Source organism: Clostridiales bacterium, from assembly GCA_014799665.1.
Taxonomy (GTDB): domain Bacteria; phylum Bacillota; class Clostridia; order Christensenellales; family Pumilibacteraceae; genus Anaerocaecibacter.
In genome coordinates this window covers 1-8,270 of record JAAVHP010000018.1, presented here as the reverse complement: position 1 = coordinate 8,270, position 8,270 = coordinate 1, and the positions used below count along the sequence as shown (strand labels likewise).

Here is an 8,270-nt window from a genome sequence, read left to right as displayed (position 1 = left end):
TCCTCTCACAGCACCTTCCTCTCCCCCCTTCTGATATGCTTCCCGAGACAATTGAAGAGAAGGCCGTCTGTTATGCCGATAAATTTTACTCAAAATCCGGCGACATCACCCGGGAGAAAGCTCTCCCCAAAGTGATCTCCTCAATGGCTCATCACGGAGACGACACCCTCCACCGCTTTATGGAATTACATCGCTTATTTAATCCGGAAGAATAGGGAATTTTATATATTTTTAGATTGGGTTTGCAGCCGTTGGTTGCAAACCCTTATTTTTTTGCAACTACATAACTTACGTTTAAGCCATAATTTTTTTATGAGCATTCTCATAAATCCCCAAGATCTATTCATACCTCTATCCAACCACATAGAAAGACCTCAAACCCACGATGTGGGTTACATTCTTTGTAACCTCGGGTTCCGACGACCGAAGGGAGTGAACCCGAGGCTACTCACCCGACGAAGCTATACCTGCGGAGCAGGTTGCATTACCATCACATGGTTGGATTATGTATGGGAGGCCGCGATTCGCTTAAAAGAAGGAATTGAATTAATCCAAGCGCAGAACTTTAGGCTGCCGCCTACGCTTGAACGAGCAGGAACCGGCGCAGAAATAATTATTACCGACCATTAAGCCTAAAGGCTTCCGGAGAAATATGCAGAAGATTCCCCAACGACTGTAAATTGTCCTTTCATTGAAATGTATTGGGGAATTATGGGGATAATCATTTTTTCTTTTTGCAACCTTTCAATTAATCTTACAACTTCTCCACTCGTTTTCTTTGCAATATTTCAGAAGGTTCATCTTTTTAAAATAAAATTCCCAATTTTGCGCCCAAGGAAAAGGATATACATAAAAATTATTTAAAAATTTTTCAAAAAAATAATTTTCCTTAAAACAATTTTAATTTTATTGCGTTATAATTACACAAAATAATAATTGCGTATATTAGACACAATTATTAAATATTACAGATCGATCGTAAATTTAAAAATATTTCATAATTCATGTTTACTCTTTTGCAATATAGAGTATATATGATTATAAAAAACAAAAATCATGATAGAACTAACAGAAAAAGAGAAAGAGATGCTTACCACCGGTATCGTCTTTTCGACTTCAAAGCCCAATCCTCTTTTCATAAAAGAGGGAATGGAAGGTGGTAACTATGTATGTGAGGCTTATCAAGTAAACGATCACTTGACCTTGGTGATTTACGATCTTTCTCTCTCAACCACCTCTCAACGAATCCATATAGATGGGAAAGAGATTGAACACATTAAAATACATTCATGGATTGATTCTAAAGGAAAAAGATGCTACCAATACTACAACATTAAGCTACGGACATGTGAGGGCGAGCTCCTTATGTGTGAGGAAGGCGAATGGAGTAAAGACTTTACTATCTGGTCCGACAAATACGCAGGACTATCCTTAGACACTCAAGCCAAAAGATACTTCATTGATTTCCTAAGACTCTATCTCGAGGAAAAGGGGGAAAATGAGAAAAATAGAATGGAAGAATCTAACACAGAGACTTCCGAAGAAAATGAAGTTTCCCCCATTTAAAAATAAATGGGTTCAAAAAACACAATATCTCAAAACTTATAAACTATAAAGTATGTCTGACCTTACTTCAGTGAGTGCTCCTAAGGGAGCCAAAAAAGCATTCGACGATCTTTTGCGGAAAATGTATATCAGCAATGTAGCAAAACGACTCCGCGATTTGGATCAACCTTCTGCAACCGACAAGCAACGCTGGGTTTGGGAACTTATCCAGAATGCCAAAGATACCATCGCTAATGACAATACGCGCGATAAAATTAATGTTTCGATTAACATTAATGGGGACATAGTGACGTTCACTCATGATGGAAATCCGTTCACTCTAAATGCCCGTCTGGGATTACTATGGAAATATAGCGAGGCAAAGGAAACTCAAGAGAGTACCGGCCGTTTTGGCACAGGTTTTCTTACCACTCACTGCCTTTCAAAAATTGTCAGCATTGAGAGCGACGTCTATGATGACGATGATTTCAATAACGTACTCGGATTTAGAGTAACCATGTACCGCGACGGCGATACAGAGTCCGAGCTCCTTGAAGGTCTTGATAAAATGGAGTCAAGTGAGGTCTACTTCAAAGAGAGTTTTGGACATACATCATTTACATATCATATTAAATCCGATTCTGGACGCGAAGCTGTAAGATTGGGTATAGAAAACTTCTATAACAATATAGCTCAGACAATGCTCTTCTGTCCTGAGCTCAACTCCGTAGTGATCAACAACAATGGTTCACTCCTTAAGGTTGAGAGAGGAGATTCTAATAACCTCACTGCGGATATTAAGGAACAGACAATAATATTTACCGGAGAAATCAACCAGACAAGACGCTTTATCTCCACCTCCCTAATCAAAGAGTCTCCCGAACTTACGGCTCGTTATAAAAATGCAAGGAACATGCGCCTTCAAACTGCTATAGAGATTGATGGAGAAAACAATATTATTCCCAAAGGGAAATCTTGTGGTTTCTACTGTGTGCTTCCATTAGTGGGGATTGAAAATCAGCTTGATGAACCGATTTATGTGAACTGTCCGGATTTCGAACCCGATAGTGAACGGCAAAGCCTTATGCTTAATGGACAGACCTTTAATGAGGAAAAGGGACATATCACTGAAGTTGGTATAAATCGTTTGATTTATGCTGATATCTTAGCTCAATATGAAAGGCTCCTCTCATATGCCGTCACATCAAATTTCGGGAACCCCTTCTATATGATTCAGGGACTTAAAAGAGCCAAGAATCATGAAAAATTAGATCAAGAATGGTATAAGTCAGAAGTGGTCCAGAACTATCGCAACTTGGCTCTTCAACAAAAGATGGCTAAAGTGGCCGACGGAGAAAAAATCAGACTAACGGATGCCATAATCATTAAGGAATCAAAAAATGAAGATGAGAAAGAACTCCTAAATCTGGTAGCTCAAATATATCCCTCTGAAGTTTTGGAGGATAATCACAAGTGGGCAGAAGAAATCTGGAATAATGGAGATCTTAGAGTTTGGAATCTTGAAGACTTCTGTAGGCATATCTCCGAAACATATTCAAACTGGAAGAATATACCTCTTGTATCTGGGGAAGATATCTCAACCTGGTATAACGCATTTCTTAGTGTTGTTGCAAAGCGTAATGACTCTCTTCTATCGGAATACGCGTTGCTCCCTGACATTAATGGGACACTCCACAAAAGAGATGGCTCGCTAAAAGAAAATGTGGGCGTATCCGACATAGCGCTTAATATTCTTGCCAAGTTAGGTAAAGATAAAAGTTCTGATATTCTCAATTCTAATATCACGGCTGTATCATTGGAAGGCAAATATACCACCACTTCGGCCGCCCACGATATCAATGAATGTGCTCGTGAGATAACCCAGAATAATGGATGGCTCACAAAGCTAATGCCTCTTATGGCAATCGTTCCAACAGACGCGGCTAAGTATCCTAACCAGACCGGATTTTGCGAAAAAAGAAAGGCATTTTTTGAGATAGCAAAAAATCTATTTGGACTTGAAGAAGAAGAAACCAATGACAACTCGCTTACTGCTGCCTCATGGGAAGTACTTGATGAACGCTTCCGAAAAGCAGTAGTTGCCAAACTACATGAGCTCCAGTGCGTTGATAATCTTCCACAGGGACTTGGCATAAACTGGCTTAATGATACTCTAAAAGTGATTGAGCCTACCTCAAATCAGTGGGATAATTATGCAGTTGTTCCTAATCAGTATGGAAACTTCCGTAAAAAAGAGGATCTATATATTGATCTTGGAATCGAAGCAGTCCTTAAAGATGATATCTTTAAGCCCATCGGTGTGGATGTCAAAAAATTTCTTCTACATACAGGAATAGATGCAAAAGCCATTGGGATAGGGAAAGAGTGGTCAACAACATCCCTGGTCGGCAGCATTAGAGATAGATTCATGAGCAGCAATAATCCTGCCCCTGGATACCATAATATCGGTCATAGATATTATAAATATTCCAAAGAGACCCTTCTCCCAATTGCGCGTTATCTTCTTGGCATTCTTCCGTCTTGGAAAGAGTCTGAGACTTATGAATCACAAGAAAATTTTAGAGAAATAGTGGATATCTTATCGGATGTAAGTGTTCCTTTCATCGGAAATATCAACTATTCTGAATCCAATCTCTGGGATATACCAAACAAGCTCGTAGCGGATTCTTTATTCGATGTTTTAGAATCAGACGCTACTATAGAGGGTATAAACTATCGCCTTGGTTCAATAGGTACGCAGCGCGTCTATGAATATTTAAATGATCTCTATTCTTCTTTTAGAGATCTTAAATTGGAAAAAACATCAGCAAAAATATATCCTAATCAGAATGATAAACTTTGCGCACTTTCTGCACTCTCTTCCGAGTATGGAGAGATTGATGAGATATTAAAAGACGTTGCCGCCAATCTACCTGGAGGAACCGACTACAGAGAGGAGCTACTGCACAAAAATGCAAAGGTATTCTTTGAGAGAACAATATCTCGTGATCAGGTCCTTACATTCATCGATAATAAGATCGTTGAGTTATTCGAAGCTCCCTCTAATTGGAGAGAGGAGGCATATAAAAACAATGTGACCTTATTCATTGAGGGATGGGCTAAAAATAATGAATCAACATTTAAAGATAAATGTCCCAAGACAGAAGCTCAAAAAGACGCCATCACAGTAAATGTGATAATCACCCCTGAAATCAGGGAAAAACTCCAAGCCATTGTAAGGACTGGAACTGATATTGCTTTGATAGAAAAGGCTCATGAGAATGCTGAAAAAGTGGCATATTTAGAAGAAGAAAATGCTAAACTTAAGGCTGAAATTGAGAAGCTATATGCAAAGTTCAACCTCCTAAATAGAAGTACAGTCGTTAGTGTGGGTGACGATGATGCCGGTCTTTCAAAAGAACTCCAACAAGTATACTTGGATGAGGCAAAAGATATGATCCTTGAGGATCTAAAGAATAGTGGGTATGACATCTCCCAAGCTATATGGGATGATTACACAAAAATATCGGGAGTCCGCAAGATTGGTTCTGAAAAAGCATTTCCAGTTGTGTTTCGCAGTAACAAGAGCCATCGCAACACAATAATTTCACCACTCGAGTGGGACACTCTAATGGAAGAGAATGCTATGTTTGGTGTGGTAACAGATGGCATGGTTAAGAAATATGATTTGCGAGACATATTATCCCAATCTGATAATATGACAATACGATTCTCAACCAAGAATTGCGACATACCAGAACGTCTGGATAAACTATCACAAGCATTCCGCTACTTCAAGGGTATTCAATTCGATTTCGATAAGTTTATTGCCCCTACTCATCTCACTTGGCAAAACTTCTTTCCCCCAGAATTGAATACATCAGAAAAACCAGCTACTGGCAACTTAGAACTATTTTAACGCATAGAAAACATGCAACGCGAAAAAATTCGTAAATTTCTGAATACGGAACTAAATGCGGTGACAGAGGATTTCGGTAAGAAATTCTCTGCCCCCGCTACATATCTGTTTCGCGAAAGTGAAGAAATATTTGTGGGGTTATTAGTAAAGTTTGATGAGGGTGAGATGATAGTAAAATTCAAGTCATCCAATGCATTTCCCCGGAAGGGAGAATATCTACAAGCCATGTATCTCACATCACGACTACAGAATCTTCACTCTTGGAATGGGATGACCTATGGTGACTTACTAAAGAATCGAGTAAAAGACTCTGAAGCCGTTTGTGTATGGCAATCCAAATCCACAGACGGAGAGTATATCCTACTTGGCTTTCGAGGAATTGATCTTTCTTTTGCGGAATTTCTAAAGAATGCACCAAACGCACTTATTGTTTTCGGACCCCATCAGCCGCCTATCCAATATTTACAAAACTTACTTCGTCTAACTTATGATGAGGTGTCCAAAGGCGTGCAGGATATTTTAGATTATTCTTATTGCAATATTTCAAATATTCCGATAGGTATAAAACGTGAAAAACCTGTTGACTTCATTTATCAACAAATTCAGAATTCACCCGTCACTATATTACAAGGACCTCCAGGAACAGGCAAAACTCAACTCATAGCAGAACTATGTAATCGACTTTGCCATGAAGGTAAGTCTGTTCTTGTTACAGCTCTTACTAATCGAGCTCTTATTGAGGTCGCAACAAAGGATGCATCAGGTTCATTATTAAAAGAAGGAAGGGTGTATAAATCGAAACTAACATTAGATGAAGAGAAGGAAGCCAAAGGAGTAAACAATCTCCAACAGGTACTTCCCATTAAAGGAAGCGTAGTTATGGCTACCTATTATATTGCTTCGGGTTTTGGTGCTGATTTAAATGAGGATGGAGTCTTTGATGTTGTAATTATGGATGAGGCAAGCCAAGCATTGTTGCCAATGTTCGCCGTTGCAAAAAAACTTGGTTGCTCTAATCTATGGGTAGGCGACACTGCCCAGTTAGGCCCCATAGTAAGTATTAATTCGGATAAGGTAAAGGAAAAGAATTTATCAAAATATGTAGAGGGGCTAACTACTATGGCTCAACAACGCTGCTTTCCAATCTATCAGCTTACAAAAACATTTCGACTTTCTCAAAGAGGAGCCAACTATACGAGCTTATTCTATAATGAATCTTTGACTTCGAATAAAAAGGATAATATAATTTTTGCTTCCTCTATCAATAAGATTCTTCATCCACACGGAGGTCCCTTTCTTCTTTTAACTGATATGAATCTTGGAGAATACAATCCATCTTTCGCATTAGACATGACCACTTTCATAGCTCATTCTATAATACAGGAATGTAGAAATAAAGAATTGGCTATATTAACTCCTTTTCGTAAGACCGTTAGAAGTTTACAAAAAGTAATTTCCTTAAGACTGGGTGTTAATAATAATGTATTGATTGACACCATAGCCAGAGTGCAGGGACTAACCTCTGAGATCACCATTTTTGTCATACCAAATACATCTCTTGCATATTCCTTGGAGGAACATTTATTCAATGTTGCCACAAGCCGTGCTAAAAGTCATACCATAATAGTTGCCGATAAGAGTATCTTGAATTATAAGTATATGAGTAAAAAAATAAGAAGTTATCTCACAAAACTTAGTGAAGAAGCCTCTTTATTTATACCAGCTACTGATATACCGGCTAATTTTAAAATTATTAGTCAATAAAAACTTTCCACCATAACCTGGAGTTTTGGTTATATATCCTTGGTAACTACTCTTTTGTATATCAGAAATTTTTTGTAATTTTGCAGTCGATATGAAACATATGTTCAATACATATTTTGAAGGAGTCAATGCTGATTTGTGGCACTCTATTTGCAAGCGTTATGGCAACAGAAAGATTTTCGATAAAGGTGAAAGATTCTGTTATGAGGGTCAGCCTGCGTATTATATGGGTTTCATAGAATCAGGCTACTTCAAGCATATCGTGAGGGATTACAAGGGGAAGGAACAAATTATTGGATTTTTCTTTAAGGATGCCATGGTTGCCGATTATCTTTCAATTTTGGAAAATGCAGATGCAAGGAGCGAGATTGTCGCCGCTACAAAAGCCAAAGTTATTATCTGCGAAGGGGATATTGTCAATGAGGTAATGTCCAAACATACGGAAGCGCGACAGGCATTATCAAAAATGATTATGTGCCAGACTTATGACAGGCTGATTGATCTATACAAGAAGTCTCCAAAAGAAAGATACTTATATCTGATAAAAAGCTGTCCGGAGATACTTCAACAGATAACCTTAAAAGAACTTGCTTCTTATCTGAAAATTACACCGACTTACATTAGCCGTATCCGTAAAAGCCTTCTCACTGAATAATTTAATCTATAATAAACAAAGTGTCCCCAAAGTTTTATCATAACTTTGGGGACACTTTATTGTTGAAACAGTTTGAGCCGACACCCCGGCAAATGATGCGAGGAAGGCTCCAAGAATTCTTATCACGGCTTCTTGCCATTTACCGATACTATCTTTGACTGCTTGACAAGAACAAAATCATACTCATCGGCATAGCCTCTTACTTCGCCTTTCATTGTGACTTTATCGCCTTTACTTACATGATGCAGTTTCAGGTAATCGGTGAATGGTAATAAGTATTACCGGCAATTATTTCATACTTTTTTATCGTTGACAATTTCAATCCTCGATTGCTTCATAAGTATGATGTCATACTGAGGTACATAGCCTCGCACTTCACCGTTAATC

General features: G+C 38.4%; 4 protein-coding genes. All 4 read left to right on the top strand.

Annotation, left to right across the window (positions count from 1 at the left end):
* Positions 1-1,056 precede the first annotated feature (1,056 nt).
* The 4 genes from HDT28_07485 to HDT28_07470 all read left to right on the top strand — a co-directional run bounded on the left by HDT28_07485 (position 1,057) and on the right by HDT28_07470 (position 7,883).
* A complete protein-coding gene (locus HDT28_07485) occupies positions 1,057-1,566 on the top strand; it encodes a hypothetical protein (protein ID MBD5132408.1) in 510 nt (169 codons plus the stop codon).
* A 52-nt stretch (positions 1,567-1,618) separates the two neighbouring features.
* Positions 1,619-5,464 carry a hypothetical protein gene (locus HDT28_07480; protein MBD5132407.1) on the top strand — a complete coding sequence of 1,282 codons (3,846 nt, stop codon included), beginning with the start codon at positions 1,619-1,621 and terminating at the stop codon, positions 5,462-5,464.
* 12 nt (positions 5,465-5,476) lie between these two features.
* Positions 5,477-7,228, top strand: a complete 1,752-nt coding sequence (locus HDT28_07475) for an AAA family ATPase (protein ID MBD5132406.1) — start codon at positions 5,477-5,479, stop codon at positions 7,226-7,228.
* A gap of 91 nt (positions 7,229-7,319) precedes the next feature.
* Entirely contained in the window at positions 7,320-7,883 is a 564-nt protein-coding gene (locus tag HDT28_07470) for a Crp/Fnr family transcriptional regulator (GenBank protein ID MBD5132405.1), read from the top strand.
* Positions 7,884-8,270: the final 387 nt, after the last annotated feature.

Coding starts and splice junctions, on each gene's coding strand:
- HDT28_07485 (MBD5132408.1), top strand. CDS start 1,057: ATGATAGAACTAACAGAAAAAGAGAAAGAGATGCTTACCACCGGTATC.
- HDT28_07480 (MBD5132407.1), top strand. CDS start 1,619: ATGTCTGACCTTACTTCAGTGAGTGCTCCTAAGGGAGCCAAAAAAGCA.
- HDT28_07475 (MBD5132406.1), top strand. CDS start 5,477: ATGCAACGCGAAAAAATTCGTAAATTTCTGAATACGGAACTAAATGCG.
- HDT28_07470 (MBD5132405.1), top strand. CDS start 7,320: ATGAAACATATGTTCAATACATATTTTGAAGGAGTCAATGCTGATTTG.